Here is a 21,454-nt window from a genome sequence, read left to right on the forward strand (position 1 = left end):
AAATCCTCTGTCAATTACTCAGCCTTCAAATCCTTCACTTGATTGGTCAGTTTTTCAAATCCATCAACGTGGCACTCCACCACATCCCCATCTCTGATGACGACAGCTCCAGGCGTTCCTGTTGAAATGATATCCCCCGGCAACAAAGTCATAACCTTTGAGTGGAAGGACACTAGATGCCACGGACGGAAAGTCATATTCGACACAACATTTTTCCGATGCAGTTCACCGTTGATGACAGTGGATACATTCAAATCATGTACTTCGTCAACTTCATCTGGCGTAACAAGCTCAGGCCCGAAACTGAAAAATGTATCGAAACTCTTCGATCTGGTCAAATAACGCGGGTTATGTTCCAGGATGTCTTCTGCCGTCATATCGATGATCGTGGTAAATCCTGCTATAACATTAGATGCTTCCTCTTCGCTTACGTTCTTACACTCTTTCCCGATGATGACGCCCAATTCCGCTTCGGCAGTCGTACGGTCCGACTGATGGGGGATTTTGATCGTATCATTCGGGCCGATGATGGTCGTATCAGGCTTCATGAAGCTTGCCGGCTCTGTATTTGGAGCCTTTTCACTCAAATCTGATGCATGTTCGACATAATTCAGGCCGATTCCCCAGATTTTACGGGGATGGCGATATAACGGAGCATAGTCGATTTCACTCTTCGGGATGATTTCATGGAATTCGCTCAATTGGCTTTTTCCCTCATCTTGGAACCACTCCTTCATACGGGTGAGCTGCCCTGATTGGATGATGTCAAAAAGTCCAGTGGCCCAATTCGAATTGGTATTCCGGTTAAGGGATTCGACCAGGATAGCCCCTTCTTCGATAATGATCGCTGCTTTTTCCTGTCCATACCTTTTAACAGTTGCTAATCTCATATTGCCCTCTCCTTTTCGCTTAACATTTATTTCGGTATTTCCGTCAACAAACGCTCGTTTACATGATTTCGTTTCGCTACTTTTATAAGCTCATTACGGATCTCTTTCGAAAGAGGAATCCCCTTCTCTTCTCGATCCTGTCGAGTCTCCATTTCAATTTCACCAGGAAGGTAGATATTTTCAATACCCTCCATCAATGGAATCTCCCTGATTTCATGGATCATCTGGTCAATCCTCATTTTAAACTCTTCGATCCCTTGGAATAAGTCGGCACGCATGACAAGGAAAAAGTGGCCTACATTTTGCGTATGATCCAACTCATTGTAAAGATCACCGATAAAAGGACCGAATGCTGCCCCAGTGAAGAGGCTTGATAAAACTTCGACCAAAAAGGCGATTCCATATCCTTTATGGCCGCCTACAGGAAGAACGACACCTTTCAGTGCTTCATCCGGGTTAGTCGTCGGCACCCCCTCAGGTGATAATGCCCAACCTAAAGGTATTTCTTGATTGTTTTTTTGGGCCAGGATGATTTTTCCCCGTGCTACCGTACTTGTCGCCATATCGAATAAAATGTTATTTTCGTTTCCGGCAGGCACACCGAAAGCGAATGGATTCGTACCAAAAAAGCGGTCCTTCCCTCCCCATGGCGGCATATTGGAAGGCGCATTGGTCGTTGCGATTGCGATACAATCATGATTGACAGCATCATTCACATAATCGGCTAACATACCGCAATGATTTGAATTGTGGATCCCCACAATCCCTACTCCGGATTCTTTCGCTTTATTGATTGCAATCTCCATTCCGTGTTTCGCTACAGGGATTCCAGAACCATTTTGCGCATCAATCAAGGCGCTTACAGGAGATTCCCTCGTAATGACTGGTTCGAATGTTTTATTTACAAGTCCAAGATCAAGTCGTTTCGTATAAATTTCAACACGGCTCACACCATGGGAATCGACACCTCTCGCATTGGCAAGGACAAGATGCTTGGAAATGGATTTGGATTGCCTTTCATCAAGCCCGGAAGCAATAAAGATTTCTTCAACGAACCTTTCCAAGAGATCCTTTGGGATTCGCTCTTCCGCCAAACTAGTCAATAAATTCACATCCTTTCTTTTGTAAAACATCATCTACCCACTTTCGGTCCCAGTTGCCTTCATAAATGGATCGGATGATTTTCTGTTCATTTTTTAAAACCTCAGTCGCATTTCCCAGTACTTCAGCAGCATCATCTTTAGGAATGACCATAACCCCATCATCGTCAGCAACAATGACATCGCCAGGAGAAACCGGAACGTTTCCACAACTAATCGTCGTATTGATCTCTCCTGGCCCTTCTTTATAAGGACCTCTAGGTGTTCCGCCTTTTGCAAAGACCGGGAATCCCATTTCAGCGATTCCTGTCAAGTCTCTGACAGGGCCATCAACGATATAACCAGCAATCCCTCTGAGCTTTGCATAGTGGCACATGATTTCCCCTAAAATGGCATTCCCCATATCACCGCAGGCATCAATCACGATGATGTCCCCTGGTTTGGCAAGGTCCATCGCTTTATGTACAAGCAGGTTATCTGTTGGATGAGTACGGACAGTGAATGCGCTTCCAAAAATATGGATGCCAGCATGATTGACCGGTTTGATCGAATGGTCCATCGCCCATTGCCTCCCCATGACATCCCCGATATTGGGCGTTGGAATATCTCTAAATCTTTCAATGATTGCAGGATCGACACGTTTAAAGTCTTGTTTTATGCGGAACCCTACGTTTCCCATAAAGATCCTCCTTTTAGTTTGTTAATATTTTATTATGGTCAGACCAATATAACGAAAAGAACCTAACGTGTAGATTCCTTTGTTACCGATTTCGATGTGCCCAAATCTTTCGTTCGTTCTGATCGAGATGGTAGCGCATCGCATCTGCTGCTGCCTTCGGATCCTGTTTTTTCAAGGCTTGAACGATTTTTTCATGTTCCTTATAGCCTTCTTCAAACCGACCGGGCACTTTAGCCGATTGAAGTTTACTGACTTTTATCCCCTCTTCGAACTTCGTCGATACTTTATCAAAAACATCTTTATAAATCGTGTTGTGTGAGGCGATTATGATGGAATAGTGGAACATGTAATCCTCTTCGATCCCTAATTCCCCCGATTTATGTGCCTCGATTTGTTTTTGGTGGGCTTGGATGATCATATCCAGTTCTTCTTTTGTCGCCCTGGTAGCAGCAAGAGCTGCAGCTTCCACTTCAATCCCTCGTCGGAATTCAATGATTTCTTGCAATTCTTTCCGATCAAGCAGATTGTTCGTCACCTTCTTCGCAATGGATTCACCATGAAGGTCTTTCAAGAAAATTCCTGCTCCAGACCTCTTTTCAATGATGCCATTCGCATGCAGCACACTCATCGCTTCTCTTACAGCAGTCTTGCTTACCTGGAACAGTTCCGACAATTCATTTTCGGACGGAAGTCTTTCTCCAGAGCGGATCCCTTCTTCGTGTATGTACTCTTCTATCGCTAGTATGATTTCCTCGAACAACCGCTTTTTCTTTATAGGTTTTAACGCCATTTCATCACCATTTTTATTTAAGATATACTCAAGTTTATTTTATTATGGTCTGACCAATAATAATACCCTTAAGGAAATAGTAAATAATTTTGTAATTTCAGTCAACACCTAATTATCTATTTTTTAACCAGATGGTTTGTTAAACTATAACTATTATTGATAAAAGACGGTGATCGATTATGGAAAACAACTACCAAATACGTTCTGTCCCACGGATGTTCGAAGAAGTTATCCGCCAAATCATTACATATATCCATGAAGAAAAACTTCAAAAAGGAGCGAAACTTCCACCGGAAAGAAAGTTGAGTGAGCTGCTTGCAGTCAGCCGATCTTCTGTCCGTGAAGGGCTTCGGATCTTAGAGCTTTTAAAGTATTTGGAATCCCGTCAAGGGGGCGGTACGTTCGTTTCTGATCCCCCACCCTTTTTAATTCCCTCCCGAATCATCCAACAAGCTTTAGAACATGAAACATTGGAAAAATACTTTGGTGTCGCTTTGATGAATGCGGAGAAAATCATTTTATTGACCCTGGATAAAGAAGTTTCAATCAGTCTTACACGAGGCGAGGATCATACATTTTGGGTTGAATTTTCCAAATGGGTCAATGAACTTGGAAAGCATATAGAGAATGATTACTATTTACTCCTATGGAACAATATTTATCAACTTCTTGTGGAAAACAGCTACCTCGATAACTTGACGATTTCCGCAACTGTTGATGATTTGAAAATCGCATTTTATAAAAAAGATAAAGCGACTCTGACAGCTTTTTTCAATTCATTTTAGTGGATGATGTAAACGAATGTTGTTCCGATGATGGACATCATCAAGAGATAAACACCGTTCCATTTAAATCCGACATGAAGTCCGGATCGTTTCAATGAATTACTGACAAGCAGGTTCAATGGGTTCACTGGGCTTAAAACAGCGCCCATGGACCATGAAATCATGATAAGCAAGGCGATGACCTCTGGGGTAGTTCCGATCAAGGAAGGATCGATTTGTGTCACAAGTGCCGTGACAACTACGATCTGGTGTATACCGATGAAAGACAGGATCACGATGATTCCCATTACCGTCAAGCTGAACAAGAGGAAAGAAGTCGAAGCGATCATATTCAAGAATTGCTTGATCCAGGACGCGATGATCGTGCCCTCGAGTGCTTTTCCAAAAAAGCCTGCACTGATGAACAACACGATTTCGTTATTCATCCTCGGTAACGATGCTTGTTTATAATTGACGAATAGTTGCTCTGCATCTTTCCATTTATGTTTTACTAAGGACCAAAGCAACGGATACATGATCGACATTAGACTGACCAGGAACATCATCGGCCATTTTGTAAGGTACTCCAATAAAAAGATCGATCCCATCAAGAGAAGGATGATCAGCAATAAATGGACTATTTTCTTTTGCTGTCCCAGATTGTTGGTTTCTACTGAACCGATTTCTGTTAACATGTACCCGCTATTCTGTTTCTTTTTAAGATATAATCCGAACAAAAGGTTTCCTGCAATCAATTGGATGACTGCCATTGATAATCCTAATGGAAGATAGTCCAATACAGGGATTTTCAAATAATACAAGACCAATGCGACGGATGCAAAATAAGGCGACCATAAAATGACGGTTGAAAATCCTACAAGATAGGATTTTGCCAGAAATACAGGCGATAATTTAATATTCTTGATCGTTTCGTGTAACACCCGGATCGATCCTAGATTCAATACCGGTCCAAGGAGAAATATGATGAGGGAGATACTGCCGAACAGCTTTTTCTTACTGGCCATCATTTTTTCAAGATAAAACCGTACTGTTTTAAAATAACCGCCAATCTTGAGCGGGATTGAAATCAACGGAACCAGCATGACTAAGATCAAGATCGGTAGGTTTGTTGTCACACCATTAACAATTTCATTTAATCCTACCCCTTTTGATATGTAAAAGGCAGCCCCTGATAGGAACATCAACAATGAAAAAATGCGTGGGGTGGAATTTGAATGCTGTAAGCTTAACAAAAAAACGACGATACTTAAACCTGCTAAGAAGATTTGGAAGTTGAACGAATGGACAAAGAAATTAACGAAATACACGAAACACATCGCCAAAGTCAGGTTACTTTTCATTTGAAAAGAAGGATTTACTTGATTTTGAACCTGAGGATGAGGCATCTTCATTCCACCTTTGTATGGCTTCTTTTGGACTTGATCATGGATGACTGAATTTGGAAGAGATAAATAGAATGATAGTATGAAAGGTTTTTCAATTCAAGATTTTCGACTCACGAAATAAACATACGCCCATTTTTGAACCATCCTTAATGAAGGTTAAAAATGAGCGTTTTTTAATCATAATAAGAATTAAATTACCACGTATTTCGGTGTTTCATTTTTCAATGATTTGATCAAATTATCAGTTGCGACGTCCGCCATCTTTAATCTCGTTTTGATACTGGCGCTACCGATATGCGGGAGAGTGACCACATTAGGAAGGGATAGGATCGGGTGGTCAAGCGGAACAGGCTCTTCTTGAAAAACATCTAGTCCAGCAGCCCATATCCTTCGATCTTTTAATGCTTTATACAACGCTTCTTCATTCACGATTCCTCCACGGGCGGTGTTGATCAAAATGGCTGTGTCTTTCATCAAGGAAAGTTCTTTTTCACTTATAAGATCATGTGTCTCTTTTGTATATGGGGTTAGAACACAAACAAAATCTGATTCTTTCAATAACTGATCCATATTTACATAAGTGATACCGTACTTTTCCTCAGCCTCTGTTTTCCGAGATCGGTTATGATAGATGACATTCATATCGAAGCCTAATGCCCGCTTGGCTAGTGCTTCACCAATTCGTCCCATTCCAATGATCCCTAAAGTCGCTCCATGAATATCCTGACCTGTCAATTGCATCGGCGACCAAGTTTTCCATTCGCCATCCCTTAGATAAGAAGAACCCTCAACTAACCTCCGGGCCGTTGCCATCAGTAATGCAAACGTCAGGTCTGCTGTTGTTTGAGTCAAGACTCCAGGTGTGTTTGTCACCGTGATCCCTTTTTCTTTCGCAGTTTGGATATCGATATTGTTATAGCCAACCGCCATGTTGCTGACTACTTTCAAGTTTTCTGCCTTTTCTAACAGACTCTTATCAATCGTCTCCGTCAGCAAACAAAACAATCCATCGATATACTTGACCTTCTCTTCTAGAACACTGCGGGGAACCGGAATTTCTTCTTCCGGCCACATATCGACTTCACAAGTCTCTTTTATTTTTTCTACAATCTGGTCATCTATCTTTCTCGTGATGAAAATGGTAGGTTTCATGTGGTAGCCTCCTTTGTTTTTATTGTTTTGGAGCGAAATCGGACTAAATTCAAATACTTCTACATGGAAGCGCTTTAGGAAAGTGATTTTTAAAAAGAAGAATAGCAGACCACTTTTTTATTTGCAATAGTTTTCTGTATTTTCTAAAATTATTATTCAAAAAAAAACAGAAGGATATAGACCCTCCGTTTTAGTATTTCTGTTTAAATTATGTTTTTAAAATCATTCTCCCGTTCTAAAGATAATCGATTGGGATTAAAGATAATGCCATTTTAAAGTTAATTTCTAATTTTTAAAGATAGGATGCTGTTTTTTTAAAGATAATTCCTCAAAGCGCTCTATACCGCCATACGCCATGGTCCATTTCTTTCGTTATTTTCCCATTCGCTTCTAAATAATCCAAGTGACCGATGATTTCGGACATGACGAGTGAAAATTGGCTTTCATATTTACCTTGATACATGGTTTTTCCGAGTTCACTCGCTGTATCTACACCCCTTTTAACGTGGTTCAGCATCTTCTCGGCTTTCTTTTTTATTCCTTCAAGCCTCATTTCAATCAAATCTTTAGGGTTTTCGATCGGGGCACCGTGTCCTGAAAAAACAACCTGAACATCGAAGGATCGGCATTTCTCCAGGGATTGTTCATGTTGCAACAAAGTCGGGAGGCGATTGCCTTCCCAATCAGGCTCTATTAGAGCGTTGCTCGAAATATGCTTGATGAGAAGATCTCCGCTGAAAAGCCACTCCCGCTCTTCGTCCAAGAAAACAAGATGGTCAGGTGAATGGCCTGGAGTGTGGATCGTTTTTAATCCGCAGATAGGATCACTCTCGATCGGTGTGAGATCAGCTTGAACTTTCTTTTTATCATGGTCCCCTAATGCGGCTTTAAGCTTTTCAATCTGTTTCTCTCCAGTCTCTCCGCATCCCATCTCTCGGTATAACCGGGCAAAGAACTCGATCCTCATTCGGAAAAAGTCCTTGTCTCTTTTCAAACGTTGGATCGAATGTTCAGGTACATACACTGGAATATCGCGCTCCGAAACAATACGATCGACCAACCCGACATGATCCTCATGGTTGTGTGTAATGATGATACGATCCAAATCCTCAAGCGAAAACCCGTTGGAGCCCAGTGACTCATTGAAAAAATCCCAGCATTTTGCTGTGTTGATACCCACATCAATCAGCGACACGCTCCCCTCTTCTTCCACCAAGTAAAAGTTGAAGGAGCCTAAGCCTGAACTAGTCGGAACGATGATCGGGTACACGGTACGTCCATTATCTTGAATAACTTCTGACATTATGTACACATCCTTAGAACTTATCTACACAATACTCTATATCAATTATGGCTTCCACTTTTAGGTTCCTGATGCCTGTTATATATTGAACCTCTCGCCACTTAACGACCTTACGGTCTGTTTGAAGTGGGAGATTCCTAAGAGCACCAGTGCAACCACCGGTTCTTAATTAGGCTATCCCCGCAGTTCCTGCGGTTAATCGTAATGCTTCATTACGAATATTGATACTTGCGTTCATGTCTCGATCGTGATGTTCGCCGCAAGAAGGGCAATCCCATTTACGCAATCCGAGATTTTTAACATCTTTGTTTTTGTATCCGCACTTTGAACATAGTTGACTAGAGGGAAAATTTTTTGCGACAATGACCACTTGTTTGCCATACCACTTCGCTTTGTATTCAAGCATCATACGGAATTTCGACCAACTAACCTCACTGATAGATTTGGCTAAATGGTGGTTTTTCAATAGATTCCTTACTTGTAAATCTTCTATACCGATGATGTCGTGGTTTTTGACAATACCGGTCGAGATTTTATGCAAGTCATCCATTCTTGCATTGGTAATTTTCTCATGCAGTCGTGCAACCTTTATCCGTTGCTTATGCCAGTTGGAAGAACCCTTTTTACGCCTTGAAAGCGTACGTTGTGCTTTGGCTAATTTCTTTTCAAGTTTGCGAAAATAGTTGTGATTCTTATGTATTGTTCCATCAGACAAAATCGCAAAGTCCTTGAGGCCAACATCGATCCCTAAAGCTGAACCGGTTTTAGGTAACGCTTCAACCTCTGTTTCAACAAGGATGGATACAAAATATTTTCCGGTTGGATGACGTCGAACCGTGACATTCAGGATACGACCTTCAACCTCACGACTTTTGGCAAACCTGACTAAGCCAAGTTTAGGCAACTTGATTTTGTTGCCTACAATCGCAATATTGCCGTTCGTGTGCTTTGTTGTGTAGGATTGTACATTATTCTTTTTAGACTTAAATCGTGGTGCTTTGTTTTGTTTCTTGAAGAATCGAGTATACGAATCAGCAAGATTTTTAAGTGAGGATTGTATAGCAATGCTGTCAACTTCTTTTAACCAAACCAATTTTTTCTTAAGTTGTGTTAATTGAGAAGAACAAGCGTTATAAGTTAATCCTTTGCCTGTTTCACGGTATGTATCGTTCCATTGAGCTAAAAAATGATTAAATACAAAACGAGAACAACCAATGGTTTTAGCGATTAATGTTTCCTGTTCTTTGTTTGAATAGATCCGAAACTTATACGCTTTTTTGACGAACACGGATGACCACCTCGTTTGAAGGGAATGTATGTTCTTATTCTAACACAACGAGGTCCACTTTGCCTAACCCCAACCGACATTCATCTCCCACCTACTCATTGGGATACGCCCTTCACATTCCTTGAGGTAGGAGTCTTCTGTCAGTAAACGATAAATAGCTGTTCACATAGTCAGCTGTCTTCAAAAGCCTTTAATCCATTAATCAAATGCCGATTTCTGGTAAATGAGAATTTTCTAGGATTATGGTGAAAGTTTCAAGGAAAAGCAGCCTGAGGAGGCTGAACCGGATAAGTCGGCCAGATAAATCAAGTGAGAGGGGTGGACATATGATTTTTCATCCCTTACAATCAAAAACAAGGACGCCAGTGGGGCTGGCATCCTTGTTCAATACGTTTTATTTTTGACGAAGCATATTAGGAGGCTTGTCTATTAACGGTTATTGTTGCTGTTATTGCCTCCACTGCTTCGTTTTCCACCTTTTTCACCGATCTCCTGGTAGAACTCCTTATCCTTCTCTTGAGAAGTGGTTTCTCCACCTTTCTTACCGATTTCCTGGTAGAACTCCTTATCTTTCTCCTGAGAAGTGGTTTCTCCACCTTTTTGACCGATCTCCTGGTAGAATTCCTTATCTTTTTCCTGAGAAGTCGTTTCTCCACCTTTTTGACCGATATCTTGATAGAACTCTTTACCGTGCTCTTGAGAAGTGGTTTCTCCACCTTTTTGTCCGATGTCTTGGTAGAATTCCTTATCATGTTCTTGAGACGTTTTCTCTCCGCCTTTTTGACCGATTTCTTGATAGAATTCCTTGTCATGGTTTTGGGCTGTTTTTTCTCCGCCCTTTTGTCCTGCTTCCTCAACACTCATCTTGTTATTGTTGTTTTTGTTCTTGTCTTGTGCCATTATTAATTCCTCCTTTGTTGAAGTTATATGAACATTTCCACGTCTACAAAATTCTAAACGTTTTTGTTCGATAATTCTTCCCTTTAATTTTTTTGTTATTTTTGTAATCTTTCTTTTACCTTTCAGCTTGCCTGTTTAATCCATAGCCATGCTTGATCCTGCTCGTCTTTCTTAAAATGTTTTGCCGTTACACCTGGAAGATAATCTCCCATTTTCGTAAATGTTTCAATCGATTTTTTGCCACTGACAATCGCAAATTTATTAAATTGATCCCAGCGCTTTGTGTCAAATTTCATCCCTTTGACGAGACCTTTGAAAGTTGCGCTGTCCAAATCATGAAAAATCGCAAGCATATTGAAGGATTCATTTTCCCCGAAATTCGCCTGTACATATTGGTTGAGCTTGTCGGTATCTTCTTCCTTTGCATCGCCTTCGATTTCCAATGCAACCGTAGATTCATCACGGCTGGGAATGATCTTTAACATAGGAAGCTTCCTCCTTTCATGCTTTAAAAACAGCGTCATATCAAGGGTTTAGTGGGTGTGCGAAGCTTTAAAATGTTTATTCAGACCAAGCTCTTTCCTTAAAATATAGAAATGGAAGAAATGTTCGCCTGTTGCAATGACGGCTGCTGTGATTGCTGCTGCACCTGCCATCGTCCCTGCTTGTAAACCTGTAATCATGATCCCGACAAGCCAGACAACGATGAACGTAAGCACTAGATCAGCCACCGTCGCTTTCATGTTTGTCCATTTCGGCAGGGCGTAGAGATCTCCAAGGATATAGGAAATTGCACCGAGGATGGCTGTGAAAATCACCACGTTAATGATAGAAATCCCGTATCCTAAACCGAGGATCAGATACAAAATCGGTAGTGTCATCGCCCCTTTGATCGCCAGAGCTTTTACATGGTCCATGATTTCAGCCCTCCCTTCAAAGTAGTTTGACAACCCTTTAGAATAAGGATTTGTACAAAATATTCCCAGGTTGGAGGGCCTTGAAACATTCTATCAGGATAGTTTTTTCAGCGGTTTTGTGGCAGGCCCTTCCAACACTTTTCCGTCTGGATCGAACCGTGAGCCGTGGCAAGGACAGTCCCAGGAACGTTCGCCATTATTCCAGTTCAGTTCGCATCCCATATGGGTACAGGTCGTATCAACGAGGCTGGCTTTACCCGCAGAATCCTTAAAGCCGCCAGCTCTCTTTCCGTCAAAATTTACTACAGCACCTTCATCTGATTGCAGATCCTCCATCTTTTTATCCCGACGGTCCAATTTTCCTTTGACGAATTCTTTTGCGACATCTGCGTTTTTGATGGTGAAATTTTTTGCATCTGACTTTGCATTGAAACGGGAAGGCTTAAAGAGCTCGGCGTAACGGTTTTCCTTTCCGCTGATCAAATTACTGATCAACTTCGCTGCAATCGTCCCATGGGTCATCCCTCATTTCGCAAAGCCGGTGGCAACATGGATATTAGGATGTTTCTCCGTAATCGGGCCGATATAAGGAACCATATCCAATGTCGTCATATCCTGGGCAGACCATCTTCGCGGAATTTCATTGACCCCAAAATGCTCATCCGCAAAGGCTCGTAAGTTATCGTAATGGCTCAACGTGTTTTCACTTTGACCGCTTGTATGGCCATCGCCTCCGACAAGGAGCACCGTCTCCCCGGATTCATCCACCGCATGCCGTAAAGAACGTTTTGGTGACTCTGTATTCAAATACATCCCGTCCGGAACGGGCACATCCGTTTTCACAGCGATCGAGTAGGAACGTTCGACGTGAAGGCGGGCAAAATACAAGCCTTACAAATCTTTAAAAGGAAAATGGGAAGTAATCACAACCTGATCAGAAGTGACGGAATGCCCCTGATCCGTGGTCACTCCCGGTTGATCGCCTTTCTCGATATCCACCGCTCTCGTCTGCTCAAAAATACGGAGACAAGTTGATCAACACGATTGGAGAAGAGAAATCAAAGCTCTACTATGAAGCCAATCAGGAAGCATTAAAAACAATTGATGCGATCCGAAATAAGCATCAGATCGATTGTAATTTTACCTATCAGGACGCATTTGTCTATGGGGAATCTTCCGAGTCCAAGAACATTCTTCCTCTTCAGCTCTTCCACTAGGGCGGCGAGGTATTTGACCGGATGGAACTGGGCTTGCTCATTCATTTTAATAGCGGAGGCCACCTGAAATGGAAGCTGGATTTCTTTGCCCAAGGCTCCATTGATACCAAGTTTTGCATAAGACTCCGCTTCTTTCTCGATCTATGCCTGATCCGATGACCGTTACTTCCGTCTTCAGATCTTCTGTAAGCGGCGGGAAGGCTTCCAGTTGAAAATCCCTCCATAAGGATCGCGATTCGTTCGGAATTTGCTTCAAACTAACCACTCCACGCTTTGACTTTAGTTAAAATCCCCTCTTTCCCCAGCACATTCTCGATACCTAACCGCCCTTCTTTTATGACCGATTCTCTCCATTCTTGCTCCGGTGGATAGAACATATTGTGGATTTCCTCCATGACCCATTCTCTATCTTCTTGTTTCTCGGCACCCTCCCAATACAATTGGTTCTCTAAAACAATGGTCGTCAATTCACGAAGCTCCGCTTTCTTGCTTGTTCCAAAGGTGCCGAATTCAAATAAAGCAGAAAAGAGATATCTGTCCGGGAATTCCTTCTCTTTCAATTGATTGAAATAGTTGGTCGCATCCCCTTTCACCTCTTCCGGAGAGGATTTTTGGATGTTTTTCAGATTATAAAAGGACTTCAATTCTTCTTCACTGCGGGAATCAATCGTGGAATTCAGCATCGTCAGTTCATTTGTCGGTCCGAGCGCCGTGTGCCAATCCATATGGATTATCCCCTTATAGGCAGCTAACAGGTTCTTCTGTACCTTTTTAAGAAAAGTCGTTGACGGTTCCTCAGTCCTTCCTCCATAATAGTCACCCTTCTCATACTCGAACTGTCCCATGCTTTTCGCATTTTTGATCCCAGCGTATCCTTCCTTTGCCAACCCTTTTGTGAGCTGCGCATACAAATCTTTCTTTTCTTTCTTTATATCTTTGACTTTTCCGTTCGGAAGAAAAAGGTCGTTTTTTTTGCATACTTTTCGTTCACATCAGTAGGAACGGAAGAGTAAAAGAAATTCCGGTTCAGATCAACGTTATTTTCGGTGACCCGTCGTAAATTCCTCATACCCCATGGATTCAAAGCGTGTATGAGGCAAATACCGGTCGTTTCAGGATCTATCTGATCAAGATACTCTTCAACAAATAGGTGAATCATCGCTGCTCCAGCATATCCTTCAATTCCATGCAGACCTGACGAAAGAAAGACGACCTGATCATTGGACGTCCGTGCTTCAGAGTAAATCATATCGATTGTATTGTCCTTTTCCTTGCCGATCGCCTCTGTAGACAACTCCGCTTCCGGCCATTTCATTCTGATTTTATCTAAATGCTGCCTGAATACATTTCGAGACTCTTCATATGTTCTCTTGAAATAAACTACTGTCTCCCTCATTTCCTCCACTCCATTCTCATCCTGATTCATCCTTAAAGCTGCAAATGTCAAAATAAAATTGAGGATTGTCAAAATTAATTAAGATTTTGTCAAAATACACTTCTACTTTGTCATAATTGCCATCAGTTTCATCAAAATATTACTTACGAAATTTCTCGAACTTACCTCGTTACTCGAAGTCATCCGGGTTCTTTTCGCTGTCTTTATTTTTCTTTTCTCCTTCCACCTCTCGTTGAGGCTCGATATCACAGTCATTGTCCTTCTCCTTCTGTCTTTGCTCTTTCGAATCTTTATTCTTTCTGTCATTTACCATGTTCATCACCTCTTCTGTTTGGAGTATGGTTATACTAATTCCTAGGTTTGAAGCCCATTAAACTTGATTTTTAAGCTCTGTCATTTCTTATTGTTGATTTTGGGAAACTCACTCCCTTTCCGGCGATCCGCAAGCCTCATCACTTGCACAGGATGTCAACACAAAAATGAAATCATTTTCGTGTCTGCGATGAGAATTCTTAGAAGCTTTCCTTATGCTGGATTCGATGTTCACCACAAGACCACGGATTTACATTCCAACCTTGTAGTTTTGCGCCGAGTAACAGCAGGCGTAGGACGTACTTGTACAGGATTTACTGACTTCGACGTTACCACAGGACGTGGTGGTATTTAGTCGAAGTTCATTATTATACGGGGTTTCGTCTGGATCGCTTTTCCCGCAGGAGTGTCGTGAATTTCGCTTAAAGAAAATTGCTATTAAAAAATCAACAACAAGATTTAACACCGCTATTTTTAAAACTAGTACCAGGTTTAGCATGATTGACTCATGGATAGACAAATCAATAGTGGGTAAAAAGATCGAAAGGAAGGATGGACATGGCTGATTTTACAGAAGAATTACTTCAAAAAACGAGTCATAGGACGGCACCTCTCCCAAACCGTAAATGGAGGCTGACTCAACGCTGGGACCATTTGTTGTTCATGCATTTCCCTGTTTCAAAGGAATTGGTCAGAGAGCATGTCCCAGCTTCATTAGAGTTGGACACTTTTGAGGGAGAAGCGTGGATCGGCATCATTCCTTTCGCGGTAAACGATATGAGGATACGCGGGCTTCCGAAGATCCCTTTCTTTCATTCTTATTTGGAGTTGAATGTACGGACGTATGTCAAATACAACGGGGTTCCCGGCGTCTACTTTTTCAGCCTGGACGCAAATCATCTTCCTGTCGTCCTCGGAACAAGAGCGTTATCATTGCCTTATTTTCAGGCAGACATGTCCATGTCAGTAGAAAATGGACGTGTCGACTATTTCAGTAAGCGGAAAGTGAAGACAACGGGAATTTTTCGTGGTAGCTATCAGCCGATATCCGAATCCTTTACCCCAGAGGAAGGCACCCTGATCCACTGGTTTCTCGAACGATACATTTTATGGACAGAAAAAGGAAAGACGTTATTGCGAGGCGACATCGATCATGAAAAGTGGGAAGTAAGTGAGGCGGAAGTCGATATGGAGGAGTTGATGCTGCCACCATTCCCGGTAGGAACCCCGCTATACCTCCATTATTGTTCATCCCGACGGGTCCTCATGTGGCCTTTGAAGCCAGAGGAAATGAACTAGTAATCTACTCCATCTATAAATCTCCCGTTTATGAAATCGGCTTACTGGGAAGGGGACCAATATATGTTCCATGAATGGGAGGCTATGACCAGTGAAAATAATGAGCAAATTCGGATCCGCCTTACTTCTTCTCTTTTTGACAGGTTGTTCCCCAGCAAAATGGGATGTCCTCAACCCTAAATCATCCACGGCCGAAACCCAGCTTTCCTTAATCCAGCTCAGTATAGCGTTAATGTCTATCGTTCTAATCACCGTAACGGTATTGTTCACGTTTTTTCTCGTAAAATACCGTAAAAGACCTGGCTGGGAAACGGAAACCCAAAATCAGAAGCCAGGAGATAAGAGACTTGAAATCACCTGGACGCTCATACCGATTTTGATTTTAACCATTTTAGCGATTCCGACTGTACTAGATACATATAAACTTGATCGAGAAACGAAAGCCAGTGATGGAGCAATGGTCGTTAAAGTGACCGCTCATCAATTCTGGTGGGAATTCGAGTATCCTGAGGAAGGGATTACGACATCTGAAACACTCCATGTCCCCGTCGATAAAAAAGTAATCATAGAGTTGACTTCAGAGGATACGATCCACTCTTTCTGGGTGCCGCAATTAGGCGGTAAACAGGACGCCAATCCAGGAATGAAGGAAAAACTATCATTCGTTCCAAATGAAACCGGTGTCTACAGAGGGTCATGCGCCGAGCTCTGCGGGGTTGGCCATGCCTACATGCGGTTTCATGTAAAAGTCGAAACAGAATCCGAATTCCAATCCTGGGTCGACGGCATGAAACAACCGAATCAAGCTAGTTTGACAGATTCAGAGAAAAAGGGGCAGGAGATTTTCAAAGGCCAATGCCTCAGCTGTCATGGGACGCAAGGATTAGACCCTAAAGTCAGCGGATCACCTGCCCCTCATCTGGGTGACTTCGCTTCACAGGACCGGATTGCCAATGTGCTCCCGAACAATCGGGAAAATCTGAAAAAATGGCTCAATAACCCGCAGAAGGTCAAACCTGGGGCTAAAATGCCTTCCTTTAAAAAGGACTTCACTGAAGAGGAAAAAGACGACTTAATCAACTACTTGTTGTCTCTAAAAGTAAAGGAAGGTGAAAAACGATGAGCTTTTACTTCTTTGGTGAAAAGATCAGGCTCGTTTCCGATATCATTGCTGGATATCTCTCGTTGATTCTGATGGGTATCACAGCAGTCGTTTTCCTGACTTATTATAAAAAATGGGGCGCATTATGGAGTTATATGAAAACGACCCATCATAGCAAGGTAGGAATCCTTTACCTTTCAGCTGGCTTCGCCTTTTTTCTCCGCGCAGGACTCGATGCGTTGATCATCAGAGCCCAGTTGGCCCTTCCCCAAAATGAATTCTGGGTCTTCCAGGGCGATAAGTACAATCAAATGATGACAACACATGGGACGACGATGATCTTTTTCGTCGCGATGCCGTTGATCATAGGTTTGATGAACGTCGCGGTGCCTCTTCAGATCGGCGCGCGGGATCTTGCATTCCCATTCCTGAATGCATTGAGTTTCTGGTTGTTTTTCGCTGGCGGGGCATTGATCAACATCAGTTTCGTGCTCGGCGGATCCCCTACTGCCGGATGGACGTCCTATGCCCCTCTTGCATTGGATGAATTTACACCGGCGACAGGGAATGATTATTACAGTCTAGGCCTACAGGTCTCTGGGATCGGGACGCTTCTGACGGCCATCAATTTTCTCGTAACGATCATCAATAAACGGGCTCCAGGCATGAAATTGATGAGGATGCCGCTGTTCACCTGGGCGACGTTGGTCACCTCCATCCTCATTCTTTTCGCCTTTCCAGCGCTCACTGTCGCGCTTCTTTTATTGATGTTCGACAGGTTATACGGGACGAGCATGCTGGTGGCGGACGCAGGAAATTCCTTGATCTGGCAGCATTTGTTCTGGATTTTCGGTCACCCGGAAGTGTATATTTTGATCCTTCCTGCATTCGGTATCTTTTCGGATGTGATCACGACGTTCGCAATGAAACGATTGTTCGGATACAGTTCGATGGTCATCGCACTTGTGCTGATCGGTTTTCTCGGCTTCATGGTTTGGATCCATCACATGTTTACGGTTGGTCTCGGTCCTACTTCAAATGCGATCTTTGCGATTTCAACGATGTCGATCGCCGTACCGACTGGAATCAAGATATTCAACTGGCTGTTCACGATAAGAGGAGGCGTCATCACGTTCAACACACCGATGCTGTTTTCACTCGGCTTCATACCTTCTTTTGTGATCGGCGGTATAACCGGAGTCATGCTGGCGACTGTGCCTGCAGACTATCAATATCATGACAGCTATTTTGTCGTCGGCCATTTCCATTATGTCATTGTCGGAGGGACAATCCTTGGCATTTTTGCCGGTGTTTATTATTGGTGGCCGAAATTGTTCGGCTTCATGCTGAATGATGTACTAGGAAAATGGCATTTCTGGACATTCCTGATCGGATTCCATATTACGTTTTTCCCGATGCACATCATGGGCCTGAAAGGTATGCCGAGAAGGGTTTTCACATACCTCCCTGAGGATGGACTGACTGGCCTGAATTTGGCCAGTACGATCGGTGCTTTTATGATGGGCGGCAGCATGATGATCTTTTTATGGAACATCTATCAAAGCTATCGCCATAGTCCACGGGAAGTCGGCAATGACCCTTGGGATGGGCGGACCATCGAGTGGGCGATCCCCTCCCCGCCGCCTGAGTACAATTTCACCCGGCTTCCGAAAGTGTACAGCAGCGATGCGTGGTGGAAGGCGAAGAAATACCAGAATGGCCGGTTGGAGGCAGCGGAAGACCTCTCCCCGATCCGGATGCCGCTTGACACTGCAAAACCGATGTTGATCGGTCTTTTCATGCTGATCGGTTCATTCGGCGTCATCGTTGAGGTTTGGTACTTCCAGTTGATTGGACTGCTAGGCACCATCGGGTTGATGGTGATGCATTCTTTTCAAGATTCAGGCAGGAAAATGGTGACCCCGGAAACCCATCCTGATGAAAAGATAGGGGGAGAAGAAAAATGACAGAGGAGAAAATCGTCTTTTCCAAAGAATTCACGGAGGAAGAAAGTACGGATAAAGTCCTTGGGCTCTGGTTTTTCATTGGGGCAGAAATCGTTCTCTTCGGCTGTTTGTTCGGTGTCTACCTTACGCTGAACCACCATACGATTCCTGGTGAATCCCCTGGGACATTGTTCGAATTAAAGCAAACGATTCTGGCAACGTTCATTCTTTTGTCAAGCAGTTTCACCTGTGCGCAATCCTTTTTAGGAGCGAAGAATAACCATTATAAAAAAAGCTTCTTCTTCCTGATCGCGACGTTCGTTCTTGGCGCTGTTTTTTTAGGATTAGAAGCACACGAATTTTATAAATACGTAAAAGAAGGACATACATTCACATCAAGTCCGTTCATGTCTTCCTTCTATATATTGGTCGGCACTCACGGTACCCACGTTTTGGCTGGATGCACATGGATGGTCCTTCTCCTTATCCATTTGAAAAAAGAAAGGATCACCTCTTATACGAAAGCAAAATTGGAAGTATTCAGCCTATATTGGCATTTCGTTGATGTTGTCTGGATTTTCATCTTTACGGTCGTCTATCTAATCGGAAAGGCAGGGATCCTCCAGTGAAAATATCTCTGAATGTACGACAATGGCTTGGTTTCATCCTGATGTTGATGTTCAGCGGAATCGCGTTTTATATCATGATGTCGATGGGTACCATTCCGGTCTGGTTGCTTATTGTTTTGCTGATTTTTGCCGTCCTACAAGCCGCCATCCAACTTGTCTTGTTCATGGACATCCAACAAGGCAGGCGAGGTTTCAAATGGGTTACCGTTAGTAGCGGCCTGCTTATTGCCGGATTAGCGATCCTTTACTTGATGCTGCTGGAATAGAGTATGGAAAAAGGACTCAAGAGTTTGCGCTCTGAGTCCTTTTGTTAGAATAATATGAAATTTCATCAAAATAAACTTGCGTTTTGTCAGAATAACCTTCGGATTTGTTAAAAAATCCTAAGGTTTGTTAAAATATGCCGAGATTTTACCAAGATAAAGTGTTGACAGGCTGCTCACAAAGCCCTTTTCGCCAGTGCAATTCCGCCGCATAATCCCGCATGATCTCCCAATCCAGGGGGAACGATGTACTCATCGATCTTTTCCAAAATGTTTTCATGCTGGATGTAGCCATTCAACAGCTTCACGACATTATCCCGTACGAGCGGGTACAAGTGAGCTTGCTTCATCACACCGCCGCCAATTACCAGTCGTTTCGGAGACAACACGAGTATGTAACTCATCAATGCTTGTGCGATATAAAAAGCTTCAAGCTCCCAAACTTCTGGTTTATCAGCCAATTCAATGCCTTTCTGCCCCCAACGCGCTTCGATTGCCGGGCCAGCTGCCAAGCCCTCCAAGCAATCTCCATGGTAAGGGCACTTCCCTTCATAAGGATCCTCTTCATGGCGCCGGACTCGGATATGTCCCATTTCCGGATGCAGCATGCCATGGACGATTCTGCCTTCCGAAATCGCTCCGACCCCGATTCCGGTCCCTACTGTCATATAGAGACAACTATCAAGTCCTTGCGCTGCTCCCCACTCCATTTCTCCGAGTGCAGCAGCATTCACATCGGTATCAAACCCGATTGGCACGTCAAAATGCTTCTTCATTTCACCGACGATATCAGCATTGTTCCAATACTTTTTCGGCGTGGAAGTAATAAACCCATATGTAGGACTTTCCAGGTTCAGATCCACAGGTCCGAACGAACCGATCCCCAAAGCTTCAATCTTTTTCCCCTTGAAAAATTCCACCACCTGGCTCAGCGTTTCATCCGGTGTGGTCGTTGGAATCGTGATCTCTTTAAGGATTTTCCCGTTTTCAGTCCCGATCCCACATACGAACTTCGTACCTCCAGCTTCAATTGAACCATAAACCATCAAAACACACTCCTTTCCCTATGAAAGAGTGCCAAAACTGGAAATTCAGCTTCGGCACCTTGATTCTTAAACTGTTGGATGTGACACGATACATTCCACATTGCCGTTCAACGAAAATTGTTTTACTGACGATGGAATGATGAAATGGTCACCTTTATTGATTGGAGATGTTCCGCCATCTGTCGTGATTTCGCCATCACCTGATAAAACACTGACAAGTAAGTAGGCTGGATTTTCATATTTATCAACGGATCCATCCAGCTCCCAACGATAGACGGTAAAATAGTTCTCCTGGATCAGCTTCGTTTCCTTCAAGTCATCAATCGTTGACTCGACAGGCTCAAACTTCGCATCCTCATGCGGAATCATCGCTACATCAATCGATTTCTCGATATGGAGTTCACGTGTGTTCCCATCAGCATCGCGGCGATCGTAATCATAGACACGGTACGTCACGTCTGAACTTTGCTGCGTTTCAAGGATCATCGTGCCTGTCCCGATCGCATGAATGGTTCCATTCGGTACATAGACGAAATCACCCGGTTGGATCGGAACTGTGCGTAGCAAGTCATCCCAAAGGTTTTCCGCAACCATCTGTTCAAACTCAGACTTCGACTTGGCGTGGTGGCCATACACTAGTTCAGCTCCAGGTTCACAATCGATGATGTACCAGCATTCTGTTTTTCCGTAAGGTTCGCCTTCCACTTTCTGCGCATACGAATCATCTGGATGCACCTGGACAGACAAATCGGTCTTTGCATCCAAAATCTTGACGAGCAATGGGAATTCGTCCCCTTCCTGGTTTCCGAACAATTCAGCATGCTCGTCCCACACTTGATCGAGCGTTTTCCCTTCCAATGGGCCATTCAACACTTTACTTGGACCGTTCGGATGTGCGGAGATTCCCCAGCATTCTCCTGTCGTCTCGGATGGAATGTCATAACCGAAAGCTTCGCGCAGCTTCGTCCCACCCCAGATTCGATCTTTAAACACAGGCTTCAAAAAAATAGGTTCATTATACAAACTCGACACCTCGTTTAATCCCTTTTACATCA

Annotated in this window: 26 protein-coding genes; 7 read left to right on the forward strand and 19 right to left on the reverse strand. The window is 43.2% G+C overall.

Annotated elements, in window-relative coordinates:
• Positions 1-14: 14 nt before the first annotated feature.
• The 4 genes from ACJROX_RS25350 to ACJROX_RS25365 form a co-directional block, all read right to left on the reverse strand.
• Positions 15-890: a fumarylacetoacetate hydrolase family protein gene (locus ACJROX_RS25350; RefSeq protein WP_408007990.1), complete on the reverse strand. Its 876-nt coding sequence runs from the start codon at positions 888-890 to the stop codon at positions 15-17.
• 26 nt (positions 891-916) lie between these two features.
• The gene (locus tag ACJROX_RS25355; RefSeq protein WP_408007991.1) at positions 917-2,023 is read right to left on the reverse strand and encodes an Ldh family oxidoreductase; all 1,107 of its coding nucleotides are present in this window, start codon (positions 2,021-2,023) and stop codon (positions 917-919) included.
• Positions 1,986-2,669, reverse strand: a complete 684-nt coding sequence (locus ACJROX_RS25360; RefSeq protein WP_408007992.1) for an RraA family protein — start codon at positions 2,667-2,669, stop codon at positions 1,986-1,988. The genes ACJROX_RS25355 and ACJROX_RS25360 overlap by 38 nt, the downstream gene beginning before the upstream one ends.
• An 82-nt stretch (positions 2,670-2,751) precedes the next feature.
• Positions 2,752-3,459, reverse strand: coding sequence for a FadR/GntR family transcriptional regulator (locus ACJROX_RS25365; RefSeq protein ID WP_408007993.1), 708 nt, complete (start codon positions 3,457-3,459; stop codon positions 2,752-2,754).
• A 215-nt stretch (positions 3,460-3,674) separates the two neighbouring features.
• On the opposite strand from ACJROX_RS25365, the gene ACJROX_RS25370 reads away from it, so the two are divergent.
• Positions 3,675-4,244 (forward strand): FadR/GntR family transcriptional regulator, encoded by a 570-nt coding sequence (locus tag ACJROX_RS25370; RefSeq protein ID WP_408007994.1) that lies wholly within the window; start codon positions 3,675-3,677, stop codon positions 4,242-4,244.
• On the opposite strand, the gene ACJROX_RS25375 is transcribed toward ACJROX_RS25370, so the two are convergent.
• From ACJROX_RS25375 to ACJROX_RS25415, 9 genes are all read right to left on the reverse strand, one after another.
• Positions 4,241-5,629 carry a hypothetical protein gene (locus ACJROX_RS25375; RefSeq protein ID WP_408007995.1) on the reverse strand — a complete coding sequence of 463 codons (1,389 nt, stop codon included), beginning with the start codon at positions 5,627-5,629 and terminating at the stop codon, positions 4,241-4,243. The genes ACJROX_RS25370 and ACJROX_RS25375 overlap by 4 nt on opposite strands.
• A 189-nt stretch (positions 5,630-5,818) precedes the next feature.
• Entirely contained in the window at positions 5,819-6,781 is a 963-nt protein-coding gene (locus ACJROX_RS25380; RefSeq protein WP_408007996.1) for a 2-hydroxyacid dehydrogenase, read from the reverse strand.
• 328 nt (positions 6,782-7,109) lie between these two features.
• Entirely contained in the window at positions 7,110-8,084 is a 975-nt protein-coding gene (locus tag ACJROX_RS25385) for an MBL fold metallo-hydrolase (protein ID WP_408007997.1), read from the reverse strand.
• Between the two features lie 169 nt (positions 8,085-8,253).
• Positions 8,254-9,372 (reverse strand): IS200/IS605 family element RNA-guided endonuclease TnpB, encoded by a 1,119-nt coding sequence (gene tnpB, locus ACJROX_RS25390; protein ID WP_408007998.1) that lies wholly within the window; start codon positions 9,370-9,372, stop codon positions 8,254-8,256.
• Between the two features lie 429 nt (positions 9,373-9,801).
• Positions 9,802-10,272, reverse strand: a complete 471-nt coding sequence (locus tag ACJROX_RS25395; protein ID WP_408007999.1) for a KGG domain-containing protein — start codon at positions 10,270-10,272, stop codon at positions 9,802-9,804.
• A gap of 122 nt (positions 10,273-10,394) precedes the next feature.
• Entirely contained in the window at positions 10,395-10,757 is a 363-nt protein-coding gene (locus ACJROX_RS25400; protein ID WP_408008000.1) for an STAS/SEC14 domain-containing protein, read from the reverse strand.
• Between the two features lie 48 nt (positions 10,758-10,805).
• Complete coding sequence (locus ACJROX_RS25405) at positions 10,806-11,189, reverse strand: DUF2512 family protein (protein ID WP_408008001.1); 384 nt, start codon at positions 11,187-11,189, stop codon at positions 10,806-10,808.
• 93 nt (positions 11,190-11,282) lie between these two features.
• Positions 11,283-11,711, reverse strand: a complete 429-nt coding sequence (locus tag ACJROX_RS25410; protein WP_408008002.1) for a (2Fe-2S)-binding protein — start codon at positions 11,709-11,711, stop codon at positions 11,283-11,285.
• Between the two features lie 3 nt (positions 11,712-11,714).
• Positions 11,715-12,077, reverse strand: a complete 363-nt coding sequence (locus ACJROX_RS25415) for a hypothetical protein (protein ID WP_408008003.1) — start codon at positions 12,075-12,077, stop codon at positions 11,715-11,717.
• A gap of 143 nt (positions 12,078-12,220) precedes the next feature.
• Here ACJROX_RS25415 and ACJROX_RS25420 point away from each other — a divergent pair, with 143 nt between their 5' ends.
• Positions 12,221-12,406, forward strand: a complete 186-nt coding sequence (locus ACJROX_RS25420) for a hypothetical protein (RefSeq protein ID WP_408008004.1) — start codon at positions 12,221-12,223, stop codon at positions 12,404-12,406.
• A 46-nt stretch (positions 12,407-12,452) separates the two neighbouring features.
• On the opposite strand, the gene ACJROX_RS25425 is transcribed toward ACJROX_RS25420, so the two are convergent.
• The 4 genes from ACJROX_RS25425 to ACJROX_RS25440 form a co-directional block, all read right to left on the reverse strand.
• Complete coding sequence (locus ACJROX_RS25425) at positions 12,453-12,662, reverse strand: hypothetical protein (protein WP_408008005.1); 210 nt, start codon at positions 12,660-12,662, stop codon at positions 12,453-12,455.
• A 1-nt stretch (position 12,663) separates the two neighbouring features.
• The gene (locus ACJROX_RS25430; RefSeq protein ID WP_408008006.1) at positions 12,664-13,293 is read right to left on the reverse strand and encodes a DUF2817 domain-containing protein; all 630 of its coding nucleotides are present in this window, start codon (positions 13,291-13,293) and stop codon (positions 12,664-12,666) included.
• 41 nt (positions 13,294-13,334) lie between these two features.
• Entirely contained in the window at positions 13,335-13,802 is a 468-nt protein-coding gene (locus tag ACJROX_RS25435; protein WP_408008007.1) for a DUF2817 domain-containing protein, read from the reverse strand.
• 169 nt (positions 13,803-13,971) lie between these two features.
• The gene (locus ACJROX_RS25440) at positions 13,972-14,115 is read right to left on the reverse strand and encodes a hypothetical protein (RefSeq protein ID WP_408008008.1); all 144 of its coding nucleotides are present in this window, start codon (positions 14,113-14,115) and stop codon (positions 13,972-13,974) included.
• Positions 14,116-14,672: 557 nt separating this feature from the next.
• Here ACJROX_RS25440 and ACJROX_RS25445 point away from each other — a divergent pair.
• The 5 genes from ACJROX_RS25445 to ACJROX_RS25465 all read left to right on the forward strand — a co-directional run bounded on the left by ACJROX_RS25445 (position 14,673) and on the right by ACJROX_RS25465 (position 19,356).
• Positions 14,673-15,413 carry a YqjF family protein gene (locus tag ACJROX_RS25445; protein WP_408008009.1) on the forward strand — a complete coding sequence of 247 codons (741 nt, stop codon included), beginning with the start codon at positions 14,673-14,675 and terminating at the stop codon, positions 15,411-15,413.
• Positions 15,414-15,513: 100 nt separating this feature from the next.
• Entirely contained in the window at positions 15,514-16,536 is a 1,023-nt protein-coding gene (gene coxB / locus ACJROX_RS25450; RefSeq protein WP_408011770.1) for a cytochrome c oxidase subunit II, read from the forward strand.
• A complete protein-coding gene (locus ACJROX_RS25455; protein WP_408008010.1) occupies positions 16,533-18,482 on the forward strand; it encodes a cytochrome c oxidase subunit I in 1,950 nt (649 codons plus the stop codon). Before coxB ends, ACJROX_RS25455 begins: the two co-directional genes overlap by 4 nt.
• The gene (locus tag ACJROX_RS25460; protein WP_408008011.1) at positions 18,479-19,090 is read left to right on the forward strand and encodes a cytochrome c oxidase subunit 3; all 612 of its coding nucleotides are present in this window, start codon (positions 18,479-18,481) and stop codon (positions 19,088-19,090) included. The genes ACJROX_RS25455 and ACJROX_RS25460 overlap by 4 nt, the downstream gene beginning before the upstream one ends.
• On the forward strand, positions 19,087-19,356 hold the full coding sequence (locus ACJROX_RS25465) for a cytochrome C oxidase subunit IV family protein (protein WP_408008012.1): 270 nt from the start codon (positions 19,087-19,089) through the stop codon (positions 19,354-19,356). The genes ACJROX_RS25460 and ACJROX_RS25465 overlap by 4 nt, the downstream gene beginning before the upstream one ends.
• A 173-nt stretch (positions 19,357-19,529) precedes the next feature.
• Here ACJROX_RS25465 and ACJROX_RS25470 read toward each other — a convergent pair whose 3' ends face one another.
• Together ACJROX_RS25470 and manA are read right to left on the reverse strand one after the other, a co-directional pair.
• On the reverse strand, positions 19,530-20,399 hold the full coding sequence (locus ACJROX_RS25470) for an ROK family protein (protein WP_408008013.1): 870 nt from the start codon (positions 20,397-20,399) through the stop codon (positions 19,530-19,532).
• 66 nt (positions 20,400-20,465) lie between these two features.
• Positions 20,466-21,422, reverse strand: coding sequence for a mannose-6-phosphate isomerase, class I (manA, locus tag ACJROX_RS25475; protein WP_408008014.1), 957 nt, complete (start codon positions 21,420-21,422; stop codon positions 20,466-20,468).
• Positions 21,423-21,454 lie beyond the last annotated feature (32 nt).

It is taken from the genome of Pseudalkalibacillus sp. A8 (assembly GCF_045920555.1).
GTDB lineage: Bacteria > Bacillota > Bacilli > Bacillales > Fictibacillaceae > Pseudalkalibacillus.